Below are 2,116 nucleotides of genomic sequence, written 5' to 3'. Positions count from 1 at the left end.
GATCCCGCCACTGTCATCGGTCATGCCTCGATCCTTCAAAATGAATCTTTGCCAACCAAAGTTGGCGTGTTCGCGACTGAATTGCAAGGCCCGGCGAACCGAGCCCCGCGCCGCGCCGTTTCCGTCACGTCCAGTCACTTTTATGAAACGCCGTGTTGGAATTGGTGATGTTCCGCCACATTTCTGCCTTTTTTTATCCGCGCTCATGCCCCAATGTCCGACGAATTTACCGGCGTTGCCTGAGACGGTTCGGTCCGGCACCGGCTCGTAAACCCCAAGCCCCCCGCCCACGGGTCTGCGTCGGATCGAACCAACCTCGGCTCTTCCTCGGAAGAACCGGGAGCGACGATCCCAAAACCTAAATGACCGGCGTCAGAAGCAAGCTGACGTCGGTTTTTTATTGGCTGGTGATAGGTGAACCTTCGCGCTACCGCGGCAGGGGTTTGAGCGCTCTATCTCAAGGCTTGTGGATGAATGCGGCGCCGAGAATGGGACCGGGCATGCCGTCCTTGCCGACCGACTGCAGCAGCACGGCGCAGCCGCCCTTTTTGGCAATCTCGCTCATCGGCAGTTCGTAGCGCTGTGCCTTGCCATGCCACATGCCGGCGGTCTGGATGCCGGTGACGGCGTTCCAGTAGGTCATCTTGCGGCCGGTATTTTCGCCCTCGCCGACTTTGACCGTCTGCGGCGGGTCGAAATAGACGATGACGACATGGGCGTCGCTGGGGCCGTTGCCGGCATCGCCGGCGTCGATCATCACGCGATCGCTGGTACGGCTGACCTTGACGGCGACGCGCATGCCTTCACCGCTCTTGGCCATGCGGGCGAGCGCACCATCGACCTCGCCGCGGTTGGCGCCGTTGACATGGACGCGGCCATTGATGACGGCCTGCGGCGTATAGACGGAGCGGCTGCCGAAGGCGCGCATATAGTCGTATTGCCGCTCGGTGTTCTCCTTGCGGCCGAGCGTGTCCTGCCAGCCGAGATAGTCCCAGTAGTCGACGTGATAGGCGAGCGCGACGATGTCTTCCTTGGCGGCAAGTTCGGAGAACAGAGTATCGGCCGGCGGGCAGGAACTGCAGCCCTGGCTGGTGAACAGCTCGACCACGCCCAATGGCTTTTCGATCTGGACCCGGTCGGTCTGGGCGCGATCGGATTCGCCGGCATGCCCGGCGCCGGCAGACGCCGAGAAGGCCAGCGCAAGAGCTGCCAGCCACAATGATTTTCGCGAGGCCATGGCCATTCCGATTCCCGCCGGTGATGCCGGCTTTATCTTGATTGCTGAAATATGTGGCAGAACCGGAAGTCAACGGGAAGTCACGTTGCGGTGAAATTTTGCCGTTGCAGCCGACCGCAACGCCGCAATAGGAAGGATCTGCGCTTCAGGATAGAAACCGATTCGGGCGGCAATCGCGATGTGGCAAACGTTTTTGGCGCCGGTCGACCTCTATTGCGAGCGGACCGGCCCGGAATTCTGGTCCGAACCGGTCAACGCCCTGACCAACTTCGCCTTCATCGCCGCCGGCCTGTGGGGCGTGCGCGAGGTGCGAAGGCTGGGCACCGGCGCCTTCGCCGAGGTTCTGGCCTGGTGGGTGGTGGCGATCGGCATCGGCTCGACGATCTTTCACACTTTTGCCACCAAGGGCACGGTCTGGGCCGACGTGCTGCCGATCGCCGGCTTCACGCTGGCCTACACGCTGTTCAATCTGCGTCGCTTCCTCGGCATGCGATGGGGCAAAGCCATCGCCATCTTCATCGCCTTCTATGTGATTGCCGGGGCGATAACCGTTGCCGTGCCGGACTGGCTGCGCCAGGCGTCGAACGGCACGACGGGCTATCTGCCGCCGTTCCTGGCGCTCGCCTTCTTCGGCGCGCTGGTGGCCGCCAGCGGCAATCGCGCCGGCTGGTACAATCTGGCCGGGTCGGCGATCTTCGTGGTGTCCGTCATCTGCCGGATGATCGACCCGCTGGTCTGCGGCGGCTTCCCGCTCGGCACGCACTTCCTCTGGCACATCCTCAACGGGCTGATGCTGGGTGTGTTGTTGGCCGCCGCGGCGCGGTTCGGGAAGCCGAAAGTAAGGGAATAGGGGAATAGGGGAATAGGGGAATAGGGGAA

At 62.6% G+C, this 2,116-nt stretch carries 3 protein-coding genes; 1 reads left to right on the top strand and 2 read right to left on the bottom strand.

Annotated features, from left to right (window positions below; genetic code table 11):
• Positions 1-207, bottom strand: a 207-nt coding sequence (locus tag EOA22_RS38280; RefSeq protein ID WP_206521376.1) for a hypothetical protein, incomplete at its 3' end; no start/stop codon positions are given.
• A gap of 250 nt (positions 208-457) precedes the next feature.
• On the bottom strand, positions 458-1,243 hold the full coding sequence (locus EOA22_RS31420) for a thioredoxin family protein (RefSeq protein WP_013528826.1): 786 nt from the start codon (positions 1,241-1,243) through the stop codon (positions 458-460).
• 172 nt (positions 1,244-1,415) lie between these two features.
• On the opposite strand from EOA22_RS31420, the gene EOA22_RS31415 reads away from it, so the two are divergent.
• Positions 1,416-2,087 carry a ceramidase domain-containing protein gene (locus EOA22_RS31415; RefSeq protein ID WP_063169545.1) on the top strand — a complete coding sequence of 224 codons (672 nt, stop codon included), beginning with the start codon at positions 1,416-1,418 and terminating at the stop codon, positions 2,085-2,087.
• Positions 2,088-2,116: the final 29 nt, after the last annotated feature.

Source organism: Mesorhizobium sp. M7A.F.Ca.US.014.04.1.1, from assembly GCF_003998745.1.
Lineage (GTDB): Bacteria > Pseudomonadota > Alphaproteobacteria > Rhizobiales > Rhizobiaceae > Mesorhizobium > Mesorhizobium ciceri.
This window is presented reverse-complemented; position numbering and strand designations above follow the sequence as displayed.